The following is a 15,317-nucleotide window of genomic DNA, read 5'->3' as shown; positions in this document are numbered from 1 at the left end:
TTATGGCACGTTACGCGCTGATTTTGGCGGCCGCCTGCGGTTTTATGATCTCGGCGGTTTCCGGTCTGTTCATTGTTCCGTTCTTACATAAGCTGCACTTTGGGCAGACCATCAAGGAGATCGGCCCCACCTGGCACAACAAAAAGCAGGGCACTCCCACCATGGGCGGTCTGTGCTTCATTCTGGGCACCGTGTTCGCGGTCTGCCTGGCCCTCACCAGCCTGCTGCACGGCAGCCCTGAGCTGATGGGCGGTCCGGATTCCAGGGGCCTGTACCTGGCCATCTTCTCCGCCTTCGGCTTCGGCCTGATCGGCTTTCTGGACGATTTCATCAAGGTGGTGAAAAAGCGCAATCTGGGCCTGCGGGCCTGGCAGAAGATCGCTGGCCAGCTGCTGGTGACCACCGCGCTGCTGGCGGGGCTGTGGATGAACGGTACCCTGAGCACCTACATCACCCTGCCCTTCTTCGGCATGGTGGACTTCGGCATCCTGTTCTACCCGCTGTCCTACATCCTGATCATCGGTGTGGTGAACGCGGTGAATCTGACCGACGGCATCGACGGCCTGTGCTCCTGCGTGACCTTTGTGTCCATGCTGGGCTTCTTGACCCTGGTAAGCTTTTTGGGCCAGTTCGTGCTGTCGGTGCTTCCGGCAGCACTGGCCGGTGCTCTGGCCGGTTTCCTTATCTGGAACTTCTACCCGGCCAAGACCTTCATGGGTGACACCGGCAGTATGTTCCTGGGCGGCGCAGTCGCGGGTCTGGGCTACGCCATGGGCCGGCCGGAGATCCTGTTCTTCTTCGGCGCGGTTTACATCTGGGAGGCTGCTACCGTGGTGATTCAGGTGACCTATTTCAAGCTGACCCACGGCAAACGTATCTTTAAGATGACCCCCATCCACCACTCCTTCGAGATGCGTGGCTGGAGCGAGGTGAAGATCGACGCTGGCTTCAGCGCGCTGGCCGCCCTGTTTGTGGTACTTGGCCTGACTTTTGCCTATTTTTATTATTGATATTCCTTTGCCAGGCTGCACACAAGCAGCCTGAGTACACACAAAAAGGAGGTCTGTGGCCATGACCGATATGGCACGACACGGCGGTACGGCCCGCCAGACCTATCGCACGCCCCGCTCCCGGAGCGGAGCGAGGCAGCGGGCGGAGCAGATGCACCGCGCCGCCCGCCAGGCCTGTCAGGCCAGCCGAACCCCGGTGCGCATGTTCTACAAGCACCCGGGCAAGCTGAACGGGGCCTTTCTGGCAAACCTGATCATCCTGCAGGTGTTTGGTCTGATCATTCTGTTCAGTGCCAGCTATGCCACCTCGCTGAATAAGTTCGGCACCAGCTATGAATATGTTGGCCCTCAGACCATCTACGCGATTATGGGTCTGGTGGCCGCGTTGATCGTTTCCCGGGTGGACTACCACTGGATACGGCGGTTTGCCTGGCCGTTGTATTTTGTGACTCTGGGGCTTTTGGTGGTGGTGCTGTTCATGCCGCCCATCAAGGGCTGCCGCCGCTGGATCAATGTGAGCGGCCTGCCCACCATTCAGGTGAGCGAGATTGGCAAGTTTGCGCTGATCCTGCTGCTGGCTCATCTGTTTGCCCGGTATCAAAAGCGTATCGAGGGCCAGTTCCCCGGTGCGGGTCCGGCACAGAATCTGAAGTTGAGCATCTTTCTGCCGGCGGGGCTGCTTGCTCCAATCCTGTTGCTGCTGCTCCTGGAACCCCACCACAGCGCCATGATTCTGATGTGCTGCATCGCGGCTTCCATCATGCTGGTGGGCGGCGCGCTGCTGCGCTGGTTTTTCATGGCAGGCGGTGTGGCGGTGGCGGGCATCGCACTGCTGCTGGTCACCCGCGGCGGTTATGTGGCGGAACGCCTGCAAGGCTGGCTGCAGCCCTTTTCGGATATGCAGGACTCCACCCGACAGACCGGTCAGAGCCTTTATACCATCGGCTCCGGCGGCCTGTTCGGTGTAGGCATCGGCAACAGCGTGCAGAAGCACATGTGGCTGCCCGAGGCCCAGAACGACTTCATCTTTGCCATCCTTTGTGAGGAGCTGGGCTTTGTGGGGGCGTTGATCTGCATTTTGCTGTTCCTGCTGTTGATTTTCCAGGGCATTGTCATTGCCTGGAACGCTCCCGACCGGTTCGGAAGCCTGCTGGTGGTGGGCTGTATTGCTCAGATCAGCTTCCAGTTCCTGTTCAACGTGGCGGTGGTCACCAATACCATCCCGAATACCGGCATCAGTCTGCCCTTCTTCTCCTCCGGCGGTACCAGCCTTTTGATGCTGCTGGGCCAGATGGGTGTGGTGATGAGTGTGTGCAGGGCCGGAAACCGGAAAAAGGCCGACGAAAAAGCCGCGGCAGAACAGGAAAAACAGGCCCAGCGCGCGCAAGAGGAAGCGGACCCCTATGCACGCTTTGGCCGCTGATTCCCTTTGATGAATCCGTATCGTTTTGAAGGAGGCGCTTATCATGCGTGTATTGATCGCAGCCGGCGGTACCGCCGGTCACATCAACCCGGCGCTCGCCATTGCGGGCGCGATCAAGCAGCACTGTCCGGATGCCGAGATCCATTTTGCCGGCCGCAAGGCGGGCATGGAGTTTCGGCTGGTGGGTCAGGCGGGCTATCCCTTCCATCACATTGAGGTGAACGGTATCCAGCGGAGCCTGACCCCCAAGAACATCCTGCGCAACATCGAGGCGGTGTGGCACCTGGCTTTGTCCGGGCCGCGTGCCAAGGCCATGATGCGCCAGGTTCAGCCGGATCTGGTGATCGGCTGCGGCGGATATGTGAGCGGACCGGTGGTGCGCTGCGCCGCTAAAATGGGCATCAAGACCGCCATCCATGAGCAGAACGCCTTCCCCGGTGTGACCAACAAGCTGCTGGCCAAGGACGTGGATGTGATCTTTGCCGCTGTGCCTGCGGCGGTGGAAAAGCTGGGCGCGCCCGGCAAGACCACCGTGGTGGGCAACCCGGTGCGGCCGGAGATCTTTGCCCAGGACCGCGCTGCCGCTCGTGCCAAGCTGAACGCGGGAGAGCGCACTGTGATCCTGAGCTTCGGCGGCAGCCTGGGCGCCCGCCGCATCAATGAGGTGGTGGCCGACCTGGCCGCCTGGGAACAGAAGCAGCCCCGAAACATTCTTCACCTGCATGCCACCGGCAGCCGGGGCGTAGAGCTTTTTAAAAACCTGGCGAAGGAAAAAGGCTTTTCCTACAATGAGAATCTGGTGGTGAGCGAGTACATCAACAATATGCCGGAGCTGCTGGCTGCGTCGGATCTGGTGATCAGCCGTGCAGGCGCGCTCACTCTGGCGGAGCTGGAAGCGGTGGGCCGTGCGGCGATCCTGATTCCCAGCCCCAATGTGGCGGAAAACCATCAGTATTATAATGCCCTGGAATTACAAAAAGCCGGGGCTGCGCTGGTGGTGGAGGAGAAGGATCTGAACGGTGAAAAGCTCATCGCCATGGTGGAGGAGCTGCTGGCTCAGCCGGGCCGTCTGGCTCAGATGGGCCGCAATGCTCAGAGTCTGGCCGAACCTCACAGTCTGGATAAGATCTGGGCCAAGCTGGCGCAGCTTATGGGGCTGGAAAATACCACGGCGAATTAACAAAGCGTAATAAATTGAGGAAAAATACAAAAAGAGGGGAGGGAACCCGGTGGCAAAACGGCAGGTAAGACGAAATCAGAACCGTCAGCAGCCGCAGAACAGCGCGCAGAATTCGCAGCGTGTTTCGACGGCAGGCGGCAGACGGCCGCCGCAGCCCCGGCCGGAATCCCGCCCCGGCGCGCAGCGAAGGGCTCCGCAGACGAGCCGAACTGTCCGTCAACGCCCTGCTTCGGCGCAACAGCCGGAGTACCGCCGGCAGACGGCACAGTATCCTCACGGGATGCAGCAGCCCCGCCCGACCCGCAGCACGGCCGCCCGACCCAAACAGCCACGGCCGCCCCGCCGCCTGACCCACAGTGAACTGCGCCGCCGCCGTCGCCGCCGCAACCTTCTGATGGTCCTTTTGGGACTGCTGGTGGTGGGAATCGGCGTGGCCCTGTCGCTTACGGTACTGTTCAAGGTGGATACCTTCCGCATTGAAAATATGGACGGCAGCACTCCGGCCGACACCGGCATCTACACCGAGGATGCGATCCTGGGTGCACTGGGCGTTCCGGTGGGGGAGAATATGTTCCAGTTCTCAGCCGCCCAGAAGGAAAAGAGTATGGTGGTCAGTTTGCCCTATCTGGAGCGGGTGGAGATCCGCCGCCGTCTGCCCAGCACGCTGGTGATTCGGGTGGAACCGGCGGTCGAGACCTGGTGTGCTCAGTCGGACAGCGGCTGGCTGACCCTGAGCGACGGACTCAAGATCATGGCCATCAATGAGGAGCAGCCCCAGGGACTGCCCGCCCTGCTTGGCCTGGACATCAAAGCGCCGGTGGCTGGATATTATATGAAGCTGGCGGCTCCCTCATCCACTGCCACTCCGGCTCCTGCCGCATCCGGTGTGTCCACGTCACAGTCCACCAGTTCTTCCTCCTCTTCGTCCTCCTCCGGCAGCAGCCAGAGCGAGCACGATCCCATGGATGACGTGGAACGGCTGCTGGAGCTGCTCTGGACCTATGAGCTGAAGGAAGACTGCACCAGTATCCAGTTCGGTGACTCGAACGAGCTGTACTTTATTTATCAGAACCGAGCCAAGATACTGCTGGGTACCTTTAATAATCTGGACTACAAGATCAAGTTCGCGGCCTACCTGCTGCACAATGAGGATGGCAAAGGCATCGGTGACACAGAGCAGGGCACGCTGGATGTATCCCACCAGCTGGAGGATGGCAGCCTGCGGCCCACCTGGTCGCCCGGTTCCATCATGACCGCGGATTCCGGCGAATCCGGCACGGACCAAACGGGCACAGCTGGTGAAGGCGATACCGGACAGGCCGGTGAAAATGACCAGACGAGCGGTGAAAACGGCAGCCAGACCGGAACCAACGAAGGCGGAGATCAGACGGATTCCGGTGAGGGCGGCGGAACGACCGGTCAGACAGACGAGGGAGGTACGACGGCAACGCCGGAGCCCACTGCCGAACCGGCAGCATGAAGCGGCCAAAAAGAAACCTGCCCGATACGAAAAAGGAGTGCAAGCGATTGCGCTCCTTTTTTATGTATGGAAGAGAAGAGTAAATAGAAAATAATAGCAGGAATGACTTTGTTTATGGTAAATTTTTTCTGTTATCAGGCGGAAATATGGCGGTTAGTGACAAAGCTAGTATGAATTTATCTAAAGAATGAATCCAGGGGCGGAAATCCTTTATGCGAGTTTACGAAAAAAAGCTTTTGCCTTGCAGGCCAAAAACCTTTGTGATATACTTTAAAACGTTATCGAAGGTTTCAAATAAAATCTTAACCGTTCCAATTGAATGGAATTTTTAATGAGGCAAAACTTGTCCTTTTTTATCAATTAGTGGGGGAAAGACTGTGGAGCAAGAGTACGAGACCATAGACCTGCGTGAAATATTTTTCATGCTGAAAAATAACCTGCTGGCCATCGCGGCAAGCACCATCGTGTGCGCCATTGTGGGCTTTCTGATCACCAGCTTTCTGATCACCCCGCAGTACCGGGCCAGCGCCACCATGATCGTGAACTCGCAGCAGAGCCAGACCAGCAACAACCTGACCAACGATATGCTCACTACCGCCAAAAACCTGGTGGCTACCTACGGCATCATCGTAAAGAGCGATACCGTTCTGGATCAGGTGATCGAGGAGCTGGGCCTGGATACCACCTACGAGCAGCTCGCCGAACGTGTAACGGTTTCCGCGGTGGACTCCACCCAGGTGATGCAGATCTCGGTGGAGGATGAAAATCCTGCGGAGGCCAAGGCGATTGTGGGCAAAATTGTGGAGATCGCCCCTGATGTGATCCAGGAAGCGGTGGAGGCTGGTTCCGTAAAGGTCATTTCGGACGCCCGCGTGGGCGATGCGCCGGTCTCGCCCAGCAAGACCATGAACACCGCCATCGCCGGCCTTCTGGGCCTGGTGGCCAGTGTGGGCTTTATTTTCCTGAAGGAAATGCTGAACAATACCTTTAAGTCGGATGACGATATCCAGAAGCATCTGGGCTTTACCGTGCTGGGCGTCATTCCGCAGGTGGAAGTGGAGGACTGATCGATGGCATTCAAATTGCCCGCATTCGGGAAGAAAAAAAGAAAAGATCAGCCCATCAACCGCAAGCTGCAGATTATCTCGAAAAACGCCCCCTTCCAGTATGTGGAGGCGTACAAGACCCTGCGCACCAACATCAATTTCATGGCGGCCAGCAACAATTACCGCCGCCTGGTCATTACCAGCTCCATCCCCGGCGAGGGCAAGAGCAACGTGGCGATCAACCTTGCCATCTCTCTGGCCGAAAACGGCAAGAAGGTGCTGATCATCGACTGTGACCTGCGCAAGCCGGTCATGCATAAATACCTGCGCATTACCCGCCGTGCCAGCGGTCTGACCAACGTGCTCAGCGGCGAGGCAACACCCGCGGACGTGATCGTGCATTTCAGCGATCTGAACATCGACGTGATCACCGCTGGAGTGATTCCGCCCAACCCTGCGGAGCTGCTGGGCAGCGCCCGCATGGCCAAAATGCTGGACGGCCTTTCCGAGCAGTATGATTACATTATTATGGATACCCCTCCCGCCTCGGTGGTTACCGACGCGGCAGTGCTGAGCGCACTGGCCGACGGCGTGATCTTCGTGGTGAGCCACGCGAACGCTACCATTGAGTCGGCGCAGTTGGCCAAGAAGAATCTGGAGGCGGCCAACGCCAACGTGATCGGTGCGGTACTCAACGGCTTCGATCTGAAGAGCACCACCCGCGACACCGGCTACTATTATTCTTACGAATACGGTTACTACAAGCAGTAAAAGGAGAGCGGCACATGACGGACCTTCACAGCCACATTCTGCCGGGCATTGACGACGGCGCTCAGACCGTGGAAGATTCCCTGGCACTGATCCGGCAGCAGCTGGAACAGGGGGTGGATGAGATCGCCCTTACGCCGCACTTCAACGCTGAGCGCACCAGTGTGGAGGAATTCACACAGCGCCGGGCCGAATCGTTCGCGATCCTGCAGAATGCGGTGCAGGAAGCGGGTCTTCCGGTCAAGCTGAAGCTGGGCGCGGAGGTGTTCTTCAGTTCCGATCTGCTGGAGCTGGATCTGGAACCGCTGCTGCTGCAGGATACGCCTTACCTTTTGGTGGAGTTTTCCCCAATGTTTTATCCCAGCTGGGCAAAGGATATCTTCTACAATCTGGGCCTTCAGGGCATCACGCCGCTGCTAGCCCATGTGGAACGGTATCCCTACATGCTCAACGACCCCACCCGCCTGTTCGATCTGGTCAGTGCGGGTGCGGTGACCCAGGTGAATGCCAGCAGCATCATGCGCGCCGGCAGCCGCCAGGCCATGATCCAAAAGTTTTTGCGGTGGCAGCTCGTTCACGTGCTCTCCACCGATACCCATTCCGTGGACAAGCGCCCGCCCCTCATCGGTCCTGCCATGCAGAAGGTCGAGAACTGGCAGGGGGCCGATACGGTCCGCTACCTGCGTCAGAACGCCGCGGATGTGTTCGCCGGGCTGGAACCCCAGCTGCGGGACCCTGCCAAGCCGAAGAAATTCTTTGGCCGGTGGTTCTGAATCTTATTTCGATATAGCGCGGGGAGACCTGCGTTATATAAATCTTTGGGGAAAGGAGGACGATACCAATGAAGAAGGTAATTTCTACCGTTGCTGCTCTGGCTCTGGCTGCTGCCATGGCTACCTCCGCTTTCGCTGCTGATGCGAATGAGCTGAAGGGCTATGCTGCTGAGTACTACAACGCTTACAACGGCGCTTCCTACGGCGTAAGCCTGGACGCTGTTAACAGCGCGATTGATGCTCTGCCCAACGCTGAGGCTGTTGACGTGGCTGCTGTTAAGGCTGCTGCTGACACCGCTAAGGCTGAGCTGGATGCTGCTAACAGCGAGGCTGCCGTGAAGGCTGCCGTGGAGAAGGCTTTCAACGCTGTTGAGGCCGCTGTTGGCGAGGAGAATGCGAAGGTAATCAACCTGGAGAGCGTGAGCGCGAACCTGGCTCTGGACGGTTCTTTCACCGTTTTTGCTAAGGTAAGCGTGAACGGCCAGACCGTGACCGCCAGCAAGACCACTGCTCCCGATAGCTCCAAGGCTCCCACCTACAGCGACGGCTCCAAGAACGACACCACCACTGCTACCAGTGGCGCTGCCGCTTCTACCGCTGGTGTGATCAAGGCTACCGGCCTGAACACCACCGGCGCTGCCGTTGTGGCTCTGGCTGTGGCTTCCGTTCTGGGCGCTGCTGCTGTGAAGGCTCGCAAGCTGGGTGAGTGATCACTCGAACAAGGCAAATGATGTGTTTGCCACATAATTTGCCCGCGAACAAGGAAAGGACCCCGTTGTGCTAACTTTCCTTGTTTTTTCTGTTTATAAAGGCTTTTTGCCTTTGATATATATTTTTTTGCCACCGCCGGTTTGCCCTGAAGAGGGGCGCGGGGCGGGGCAGGTATCTTTTGAAAGGGGGCTATTTTATGCCCGTATACCATCGGCCGGAAAATTATCAGCCTGCCCGCCCGGCCTCTTCCCGGCCCAAAGCGCCGCTGTGGCGCAAGCTGCTCAGCTTTGTGGGGGTGCCGGTTCTGTTCTTTGCGCTCACTTCCGGAGTGCTTTATCTGGCTGCTGCGCCCACAGTGGGCCCCTATGTGGGGCTTGCCAAGTATATGTTCAGCAAGCAGGAGGAGAGCCAGCCCGCCAACCTGTATGAGGAGCTGGCCAACAGCATCGAAAACGCCACCTCGGTGCCGTTTAGCCAGCTGGTGTACCCGTCCAAAGGCGACCAGTACGGTCAGATCACCATTGAAGGCACCAGTGTGGATGCGCCGCTGTACTACGGCGACTCCACCCGCGAGCTGAACCGGGGCGTGGCCACCTATGCGGATTCTGTGGGCGCGGGAATCCCCGGCGAAAACATGACCGTTCTGCTGGCCGGGCATAACAACACCTTCTTCAATGGCCTGCAGGATGTGCAGGAGGGAAGTCTCATTCACATCGACACCCATTACGGCAGCTATGTGTACCGTGTGACAGAAATGAAGCTGGCAGATTATCAGGATACCACCACCTACGATTTCACCCGCACGGACGAAAATCTGATTTTGTATACCTGCTACCCCTTCGACGCATTCGGCTTCACACCGGAGCGATACTTTGTGTACGCGGAGTATGTGTCCGGTCCGATGATCGACAAGAGCAAGTAACGGGGAGGCGGCAAGGATGAAACAAAAAAAGATCCGAAGAAAAGCTGCCGGTCCGGTGATCACCGGCGCGGTGGCATGGGTGCTCAGCTTTTTGCTGGCGCTGCTCACGGTGCTGGGTGTTGTGGCCTGCACGGTGTGCAATTCGCGCTATCTGCGCAATCAGGTGCTGGAGAGCGGCTTTTGTGAAGTGACTCTGGAGCAGCTGAATGAAAACTATACCAGTTACGGCAACGCGGGCGGCATCCCGGAAGAGGTGATGACCAGCATCGTGACCGAGGCTCAGATCCAGCAGGATATGTTCCAGGCAGTGGAGCGCCTTTACGAAGGCGACCGCCGACTGATCGCGCACCCGGAGGTGGCCGAGGCTGCGGTGGAAGCGATCGAGAGCAACCTGGAGGAGCGGGGCGTCCAGCTGACGGATGCGATCCGGCAGGCAGTACAGGAGATGGCCAACGGCTGCCAGGTGGACTATGACAACTATGTGCAGCTCATTGTGACGCCCTATGTGGCGCCCTACATCGCCCGCGTCACCCAGATGGTTTGGATCGGCTTTGCAGTGCTGGCGGCGGTGAGTCTAATTACGCTGGCGCTGTTGATGCGGCTCCAGCCCTCCGGCGCGGCCCGGCTGCGCTGGTGCATCAACGCATTTTCCGCCGCAGCGATGTTTAGTGTGGCGGTGCCGCTGGTGTTCAACGCACTGGTCCAGATGGACCGGCTGAACCTGAGCCCGGCAACGCTGAAAATGCTGGTGGCTTCCTATACCCACGGTGCGGTCGAGGTATTCTTCTATTTTGCGCTGATTTATGTGGTTGTGGTGATTGCGCTGGCCATTGCCTGGCGTGCGGGTCTCAAGAAATACCGCATGGTTTACCGCCGCGCAAAGGAAGAGCGGGAAGAAGCGTAAGATAAGCTTACGCAAGCAGGCACAGGGGGGAAAATAAAGCATGCCGCATGAGATGAAATATTTTACTCCGGAAGAGGAGGAAAAAATGCAGCAGAGCGCTGCGCAGCCCGCAGACCCGTCGCAGAAGGTTCGCTGGTCCGCTGAAGGGGGACCGGAGCCGGAACGACGCGGTTCCGGAGGGCGCAAAGGCTGGATTGCTGCGCTTGCGGTGCTCCTGCTGGCCGCTGCGGCCTTGGCTGTTGCCCTTATCTGGAGCGGCAGCGGAAAGCAGCAAGATGCGGCGGACAGCCTGCCCGCTTCCTCACAGGCGCAGAGCACTTCGGCGCAGCCCACGGCAGAGCCTTCGCCCACACCGGTGCCCGGTCCCGCAGTGACGGCAGAGGACTGGTTCGCGGTGCTGAACGGCCCGGGCAATCCGCTGCCGGAGGACTTTGACCCGCAGACCGACGCCATCGACGGGGCGGGTTATTATCTGGACAGCCGGGCTGTGGAGGATTTCTTCGCCATGGAGCAGGCCGCCCAGGACGCTGGACTGCAGCTGAAGATCATTTCCGGCTTCCGAAGCACCCAGCGCCAGCAGCAGCTCTATGACCAGGAGGTGCAGGCGCTGCTGGGGCAGGGTCTGGACCAGACAACCGCGGAAGAGCAGGCCCAGCGTGTGGAGCAGAGGGCCTACGAGTCGGACCACAACACCGGCCTTGCGGTGGACCTTGTTCCTCAGTACAGCCAGACCAAGGATGCCGCGACCATCGTGCAGACCCCGGAATACCAGTGGCTCAGCGAGCACGCGGCGGAATACGGCTTCGTGTTGCGTTACCCGGAGGACAAGCAAGAGGTCACCGGCGTGGAGTTCAAGCCTTGGCACTGGCGCTATGTTGGCAAAGAGCTGGCGTCCTTTTTAAAAGAGCAGAATCTCACGCTGGAAGAGCACCACGAGCAATATCTGAGCTGAAAAATACAATATGTAAATTGAGTTTGAACAGGAAGAACACCGAAAACCGTGTTCTTCCTGTTTTTTTGCAGGCAGCAAGCAAAAAAGCTTGCATTTTGAAGTCCGGCGTGCTATACTATCTTGGCAATCGTTCCGACGGCCGCTCCATACGCACAGGATGGTGTATGCTGGTGGCCTCCTATTGAAGGTTGTGATGGGCGCATGTATCAAGCATGGCCCCTTTAGTCATTAACCAGAAAGAGGTGAAAAGAATGAAACAGGGCATCCATCCCAAGTATGTGGACTGCACCATCACCTGCGCTTGCGGCGAGGTCATCCACACCCGTTCCACTAAGCCTGAGATCCACGTTGAAGTTTGCTCCAAGTGCCATCCTTTCTACACTGGCAAGCAGAAACTGGTTGACACCGGCGGACGTGTTGATCGCTTCAACCGTCGTTTCGGTCTCAAGAAGTAAGATCCAAAAGCCAAAAAGGCGGTTTGTTTCAAACCGCCTTTTTTGTTGTCTGTAAATCATAAAAAGAAGGAGCGCCGCCCATGCAGGATTACCGCACCATTCAGGGCACTGCCACGGCCGAGATCGAGGAAAAACGCAGCCGGTTCATTGCCAATGTGTCCTTTGCCGACACTGAGGAAAAGGCGGTGGAATTTTTGAACAGCATCCGCGCCCAGCACCGCACCGCCCGCCACAACGTGTATGCGTATGTATTGCGGGAGGGCGGCCGGATGCGCTATTCCGACGACGGCGAGCCTGCCAAGACCGCGGGTCTGCCGGTGCTGGAGAGCATCCAGCATGCGGGCCTCACCGACTGCATCGTGGTGGTGACCCGGTACTTCGGCGGTATTCTGCTGGGGACCGGCGGTCTGGTCCGGGCTTACACCGAAAGCGCGGCCAGCGGGCTGCGGGCTGCGAAGATCGTCACGGTGCGCTCCTGCGTGAAGCTCACCGTGGAGGTGGACTACGCCCTCTATGAGCGGGCCATGCTGCTGCTGCAAGGCGCGGGGGCCCAGGTGGATGAGCCGGTCTTTGCCGATAAAGTGACCCTCACCGCCACCCTGCCCGCCGGGCAGGAGGTCGGCCTGCCCACCGCGTTTCAGGAGCTGAGCCGGGGCGCGGTGACTCCCACGATCTCTCAGCCCTTCTACACTCCTTTTTAAGCCTGGTTATAGAAAAAGCAGCTGCTGCCGTAATTTTGGGGCTTTTGCAAAAAATTCACAAAATTGAAAAAGGGTTTTGGGCCTTTGTGTCGTATATATTATTACAGGACGCATTCGCCAAGGAGTGGAGCGTGCACAGGGGAGGGATACGGCATGGATGAGATCCGCAGGCATACCGAGCAGATCGAACGGCAGATCCTGGCGCCGGGTGCGGCGCTGAGCGAGAAAAGCCGGGGCCGTGTGCGGCCGGAGGAGCCCTGCCCCATGCGCACCTGCTACCAGCAGGACCGGGACCGGGTGATCCATTGCAAATCCTTCCGGCGGCTCAAGCAGAAGACCCAGGTGTTCCTCTCTCCGGAGGGGGACCACTACCGCACCCGGCTGACCCATACCCTGGAGGTGAGTCAGATCGCCCGCACCATTGCGCGGGCGCTGCGGCTCAACGAGGACCTAACCGAAGCTGTCGCTTTGGGTCACGATCTGGGGCACACCCCCTTTGGCCACGCGGGGGAGCGAGCGCTGAACCAGCTGAGCCCCCACGGCTTTCGCCATTACCAGCAGAGCCTGCGGGTGGTGGACCGGCTGGAGCGCCGCTTTGCCGGGCTGAACCTGACCTGGGAGGTGCGCAACGGACTGGTGTGCCACACCAAGGGGGCCTGGCCCGCCACGCTGGAGGGCTGCGCGGTGCGCTATGCAGACCGCATCGCCTATATGAACCACGACATTGAGGACGCTATCACCGCCGGTGTGCTGCGCCCGGAGCAGCTGCCCCGTGACGTGGTGGAGGTGCTGGGTGACACCAAGAGCCGCCGTATCTCCACCCTGATCGCCGATCTGGTGGCCCACAGCAGCCAGACTCAGCTGGCTTTCAGCCCGGAGGTGGGCGAAGCCTACGAGGCGCTGCACGCCTTTATGTATTCCACCGTTTATGTGGATAAGACCGCGAAACGGGAGGAGGAGAAGGTGGAGCGAGTGATCGGCGCGCTGTACGAGCGGCTGAGCACTCACATCGACCTGTTGCCGGAGGGCTTTTTGCAGATCGCTTACCAGGAAGGCGTGGACCGGGCGGTGAGCGATTATATCAGCGGCATGAGCGACGAGTTCGCCATCCGCACCTTTGAAGAGTTTTTCGTGCCCCGCAAGTGGCACGTTCTGTAAGGGCAGCTTTGGCGCCTGATAATTTTGATCCGGAAAGGAGGGGCTGCCTGTGATTCCCCATGAATATGTGGAGGAAGTGGTGCGCCGCAATGACATCACCGATGTGGTAGCCAGCTATGTGCAGCTGCGCCACCGGGGCCGTACCCACACCGGGCTGTGCCCCTTCCACAGCGAAAAGACCCCGTCTTTTGTGGTCTACCCGGAGACTCAGAGCTTTTACTGCTTCGGCTGCGGAGCGGGCGGCGATGTGATCACCTTCATCAAGAAGATCAACAACCTGGACTATGTGGAGGCGGTCAAGTATCTGGCGGGCCGGGCGGGCATGCCCATGCCCGAGGAGGACGACAAGGTGGGCCGCCTGCGCAGCCGGGTGCTTTCGGTGAACAAGGAGACCGCTCGCTTTTTCTACGAGCAGCTGAACGCCCCCACCGAGGAGGCGGCTGCCGCCCGGGCCTATTGGCGGGGACGCGGTCTGTCCGACTCCACCATCCGGCGGTTCGGCCTGGGCTACGCGCCCAACGACTTCCGGGCGCTGCGCATGCATCTGCGTGCCAAGGGTTTCACCGAGGAGGAGATGCTGGCCGCCGGTGTGGAAAAGCGCAGCGAAAAGGGCAACGTGTACGACGCCTTCCGTGGTCGGGTGATGACCCCCATCTTCGATCTGCGGGGAAACGTGATCGCTTTCGGCGGGCGTGTGCTGGGCAACGAAAAGCCCAAGTACATCAACAGCCCGGAAACGCTGGTCTACAAAAAGAGCAAGGCCATGTTCGCGCTGAGCATCGCCAAGAAGAGCACCAGCCGCCGCTACATTCTGTGCGAGGGCTATATGGACGTGATCAGCCTGCACCAGGCCGGATTCGATACGGCGGTGGCCGCCTGCGGCACCGCCCTCACCGCCGAGCAGGTACGGCTGCTGGCTGAGTACGCCGACGAGGTGGTGCTCTGCTACGACTCGGACGAGGCAGGCCAGAAGGCCACCGCCCGCAGCCTGGGCCTGTTCAGCGAAAGCCCGGTGAAGGTGTCGGTGCTGAATATCCCCAACGCAAAGGACCCGGATGAGTTTATCAAAAAGTTCGGGCGCGACGCCTTCGACCGGCTGCTCAACGGCACCAGCAACGCCATCGAGTACAAGATCCAGAAGGTGAAGAGCAAATACGACATCACCCGGGCAGCGGATCGGGTGGAATACATCAAGGAAGTCATCCGCATTCTGGCGGACGGCGTCTCGCCCACCGAGCGGGACATTTATGCCGGACGTCTGGCAGAGGAGACCGACGTGGCCAAGGCCGCGATCCTGAACCAGCTGGACGCCGCAGTGAAGGCGGGCCGCCGCCGCAAGCAGCGCCAGTTCGAGCGGGACCTTTTGAACCAGGGCCTGGGGTCGGACATCAAGCTGCCCTATAACACCATGAACAGCGAAAAAGCGCTGGGCGTGGCCAGTGCCGAGCAGCAGCTGGTGGCGGCCATGGTCAAGAACCCGGATTTCATCGCCACGGTGGAAAAACGCCTTGCCCCCGAGCAGTTCCTCATGGAGGACATGGGCGAGGCCTACCGGGCCATCCTGCGCTGCAAGGCCCAGGGCATCCGGCCGGACCTGACGGCCCTGACCACCCAGCTGCCGGAGGATACCGTGAACCGCATTTCCCATCTATTGGCCCGCAACTATGACGTGGGCATCGGCCCCCGGGATGTGGAGATGTATCTGAACCGCATCGAGCAGAGTGCTCCGAAAAGCACCGAGGCCGCCCGCATGAGCGGCCAGGAACTGGAAGATTACCTTGCCGGGCTGCGCCGCCAAAAGGCGTGAACCTCGGCAGAATTACATATTACACAG

General features: G+C 59.3%; 15 protein-coding genes. All 15 read left to right on the top strand.

What is annotated here, in order from left to right; genetic code table 11:
• The first annotated feature begins 2 nt into the window (after window positions 1–2).
• The 15 genes from mraY to dnaG all read left to right on the top strand — a co-directional run bounded on the left by mraY (window position 3) and on the right by dnaG (window position 15,290).
• Window positions 3–1,010, top strand: a complete 1,008-nt coding sequence (gene mraY, locus B5G03_RS03515) for a phospho-N-acetylmuramoyl-pentapeptide-transferase (protein ID WP_087180380.1) — start codon at window positions 3–5, stop codon at window positions 1,008–1,010.
• A gap of 61 nt (window positions 1,011–1,071) precedes the next feature.
• A complete protein-coding gene (locus tag B5G03_RS03510; protein WP_242962277.1) occupies window positions 1,072–2,433 on the top strand; it encodes an FtsW/RodA/SpoVE family cell cycle protein in 1,362 nt (453 codons plus the stop codon).
• Between the two features lie 43 nt (window positions 2,434–2,476).
• A complete protein-coding gene (gene murG, locus B5G03_RS03505) occupies window positions 2,477–3,613 on the top strand; it encodes an undecaprenyldiphospho-muramoylpentapeptide beta-N-acetylglucosaminyltransferase (RefSeq protein WP_087180379.1) in 1,137 nt (378 codons plus the stop codon).
• Window positions 3,614–3,662: 49 nt separating this feature from the next.
• Window positions 3,663–5,093 carry an FtsQ-type POTRA domain-containing protein gene (locus B5G03_RS03500; RefSeq protein WP_140401630.1) on the top strand — a complete coding sequence of 477 codons (1,431 nt, stop codon included), beginning with the start codon at window positions 3,663–3,665 and terminating at the stop codon, window positions 5,091–5,093.
• A gap of 377 nt (window positions 5,094–5,470) precedes the next feature.
• Entirely contained in the window at window positions 5,471–6,160 is a 690-nt protein-coding gene (locus B5G03_RS03495; RefSeq protein WP_140401629.1) for a YveK family protein, read from the top strand.
• A 3-nt stretch (window positions 6,161–6,163) separates the two neighbouring features.
• Entirely contained in the window at window positions 6,164–6,910 is a 747-nt protein-coding gene (locus B5G03_RS03490) for a CpsD/CapB family tyrosine-protein kinase (protein ID WP_087180376.1), read from the top strand.
• Window positions 6,911–6,924: 14 nt separating this feature from the next.
• Complete coding sequence (locus B5G03_RS03485; protein ID WP_087180375.1) at window positions 6,925–7,680, top strand: tyrosine-protein phosphatase; 756 nt, start codon at window positions 6,925–6,927, stop codon at window positions 7,678–7,680.
• Between the two features lie 68 nt (window positions 7,681–7,748).
• Complete coding sequence (locus B5G03_RS03480) at window positions 7,749–8,390, top strand: hypothetical protein (protein ID WP_087180374.1); 642 nt, start codon at window positions 7,749–7,751, stop codon at window positions 8,388–8,390.
• A gap of 197 nt (window positions 8,391–8,587) precedes the next feature.
• Window positions 8,588–9,313: a class D sortase gene (locus tag B5G03_RS03475; protein ID WP_087180373.1), complete on the top strand. Its 726-nt coding sequence runs from the start codon at window positions 8,588–8,590 to the stop codon at window positions 9,311–9,313.
• Window positions 9,314–9,329: 16 nt separating this feature from the next.
• Complete coding sequence (locus B5G03_RS03470) at window positions 9,330–10,217, top strand: hypothetical protein (protein ID WP_087180372.1); 888 nt, start codon at window positions 9,330–9,332, stop codon at window positions 10,215–10,217.
• Between the two features lie 85 nt (window positions 10,218–10,302).
• A complete protein-coding gene (locus B5G03_RS03465) occupies window positions 10,303–11,169 on the top strand; it encodes a M15 family metallopeptidase (protein ID WP_162613319.1) in 867 nt (288 codons plus the stop codon).
• Window positions 11,170–11,420: 251 nt separating this feature from the next.
• Window positions 11,421–11,624 carry a 50S ribosomal protein L31 gene (gene rpmE / locus B5G03_RS03460; RefSeq protein ID WP_087180370.1) on the top strand — a complete coding sequence of 68 codons (204 nt, stop codon included), beginning with the start codon at window positions 11,421–11,423 and terminating at the stop codon, window positions 11,622–11,624.
• 80 nt (window positions 11,625–11,704) lie between these two features.
• Window positions 11,705–12,325 carry an IMPACT family protein gene (locus B5G03_RS03455; protein ID WP_087180369.1) on the top strand — a complete coding sequence of 207 codons (621 nt, stop codon included), beginning with the start codon at window positions 11,705–11,707 and terminating at the stop codon, window positions 12,323–12,325.
• Window positions 12,326–12,478: 153 nt separating this feature from the next.
• Entirely contained in the window at window positions 12,479–13,483 is a 1,005-nt protein-coding gene (locus B5G03_RS03450; protein WP_087180368.1) for a deoxyguanosinetriphosphate triphosphohydrolase, read from the top strand.
• Between the two features lie 49 nt (window positions 13,484–13,532).
• On the top strand, window positions 13,533–15,290 hold the full coding sequence (gene dnaG, locus B5G03_RS03445; protein WP_087180367.1) for a DNA primase: 1,758 nt from the start codon (window positions 13,533–13,535) through the stop codon (window positions 15,288–15,290).
• Window positions 15,291–15,317 lie beyond the last annotated feature (27 nt).

The organism is Gemmiger sp. An50 (genome assembly GCF_002161595.1).
Classification (GTDB): Bacteria; Bacillota; Clostridia; order Oscillospirales; family Ruminococcaceae; genus Allofournierella.
The sequence above is the reverse complement of the archived record's forward strand: the minus strand, read 5'-3'. Positions and strand labels throughout refer to the sequence as shown.

Excerpts from the sequence above, each read along its gene's own strand:
- rpmE (WP_087180370.1), top strand. The coding sequence starts at position 11,421 with ATGAAACAGGGCATCCATCCCAAGTATGTGGACTGCACCATCACCTGC.
- B5G03_RS03455 (WP_087180369.1), top strand. The coding sequence starts at position 11,705 with ATGCAGGATTACCGCACCATTCAGGGCACTGCCACGGCCGAGATCGAG.
- B5G03_RS03465 (WP_162613319.1), top strand. The coding sequence starts at position 10,303 with ATGCAGCAGAGCGCTGCGCAGCCCGCAGACCCGTCGCAGAAGGTTCGC.
- B5G03_RS03475 (WP_087180373.1), top strand. The coding sequence starts at position 8,588 with ATGCCCGTATACCATCGGCCGGAAAATTATCAGCCTGCCCGCCCGGCC.
- murG (WP_087180379.1), top strand. The coding sequence starts at position 2,477 with ATGCGTGTATTGATCGCAGCCGGCGGTACCGCCGGTCACATCAACCCG.
- B5G03_RS03490 (WP_087180376.1), top strand. The coding sequence starts at position 6,164 with ATGGCATTCAAATTGCCCGCATTCGGGAAGAAAAAAAGAAAAGATCAG.
- B5G03_RS03510 (WP_242962277.1), top strand. The coding sequence starts at position 1,072 with ATGACCGATATGGCACGACACGGCGGTACGGCCCGCCAGACCTATCGC.
- mraY (WP_087180380.1), top strand. The coding sequence starts at position 3 with ATGGCACGTTACGCGCTGATTTTGGCGGCCGCCTGCGGTTTTATGATC.
- B5G03_RS03485 (WP_087180375.1), top strand. The coding sequence starts at position 6,925 with ATGACGGACCTTCACAGCCACATTCTGCCGGGCATTGACGACGGCGCT.
- B5G03_RS03450 (WP_087180368.1), top strand. The coding sequence starts at position 12,479 with ATGGATGAGATCCGCAGGCATACCGAGCAGATCGAACGGCAGATCCTG.
- B5G03_RS03480 (WP_087180374.1), top strand. The coding sequence starts at position 7,749 with ATGAAGAAGGTAATTTCTACCGTTGCTGCTCTGGCTCTGGCTGCTGCC.
- B5G03_RS03470 (WP_087180372.1), top strand. The coding sequence starts at position 9,330 with ATGAAACAAAAAAAGATCCGAAGAAAAGCTGCCGGTCCGGTGATCACC.